Annotated in this window: 1 protein-coding gene; it reads right to left on the bottom strand. The window is 66.4% G+C overall.

The genetic code is table 11. The features are described from left to right. Positions 1–824, bottom strand: an 824-nt coding sequence (locus tag JCM9942_RS16430; RefSeq protein WP_172675184.1) for an acyl-CoA dehydrogenase family protein, incomplete at its 3' end; no start/stop codon positions are given. Between the last annotated feature and the right edge of the window lie 344 nt (positions 825–1,168).

The following is a 1,168-nucleotide window of genomic DNA, read 5'->3' as shown; positions in this document are numbered from 1 at the left end:
CCGGTGCGACCGCTGTTGAGGATGTTCATCGCGACCTTGAAGCCCTTGCCGACCGGGCCGAGCACGTTGGCCGCCGGCACGCGCACGTCAGTGAAGGCGACGGTGGTGGTCGAGGAGGCACGGATGCCCATCTTGTCTTCGTGCGGGCCGTGGCTGACGCCCTCCCAGCCGGCCTCGACGATAAACGCGGTGACCTTGCCCTCGGGCGTGTCGGTACGGGCGAACACGGTGTAGAAGCCGGCGATGCCGCCGTTGGTGATCCAGATCTTCTCGCCGTTGAGGGTCCAGCTGCCGTCCTCGTTGCGGCTGGCCCTGGTGCGGATCGCCGCGGCATCGGAGCCGGCGCCGGATTCGGTCAGGCAGAACGCGGCGATCATCTCGCCGCTGGCCAGCTGCGGCAGATAGCGCTGCTTCTGCTCGTCGCTGCCGAACAGCAGCAGCCCCTTCATGCCGATCGAGCTGTGCGCGCCGATGGTCAGCGACACCGAGCTGTCGTGGCTGCTGGTCTGGCCCAGCACGCGCGCATAGGCGCCGTTGGACAGCTCCAGTCCGCCGTGTTCCTCGGGAATGATCAGGCCGAACAGACCCATCTCGCGCAAGGCCTGGATGAACTCCTCCGGCTGCTCGGCATCGCGGTCGTACTGTTTGAGCGCGGCGCTCTTGTCTGTCAGGAACTGGTCGATGGCCTCGGTCATCGCCCCGAGCATTTCCCGGTCGCGCTCGCGGATCTGCGGATAGGGAAACAGCACGTCCTCGGCGATCTGGCCGAAGAACAGCTGTTTGGCGACGCTTTCATCCAGATTCTGCGATGCAACGGTATTCACGGCACGACTCCTCGATACGGCGACAACGAAGGCCGGTGCTGGCGATCCGGCGCGATAACCCGATCATGCCCCTGCCGGCGCCGATATTGGAACTCGCTGCGGTTTTGCCGGTCTGTTGCTGCTGCCAATACGCCGCGACAGGGCCGCTGACCGTCCTGTGGCCCTTGTCCCATGGAGTCGCATGCGCCCAGTCCGCTCGCCAGAACCGTTGTGGACCCATGCCGTGGCGATCCTGGCGGCGGTCGCGGTGTCTGCGCTGCTGCTGCGATTGCTGTGGCAGTGGCCGCCGGTGCGCGAATCGCGTCCGGAGACGCGTATCCAGTTGCGCTGGCTGCTGCCGGCAC

The organism is Stenotrophomonas pictorum JCM 9942, assembly GCF_001310775.1.
In the GTDB taxonomy this organism is placed as follows: Bacteria; Pseudomonadota; Gammaproteobacteria; order Xanthomonadales; family Xanthomonadaceae; genus Stenotrophomonas; species Stenotrophomonas pictorum.
The sequence above is the reverse complement of the archived record's forward strand: the minus strand, read 5'-3'. Positions and strand labels throughout refer to the sequence as shown.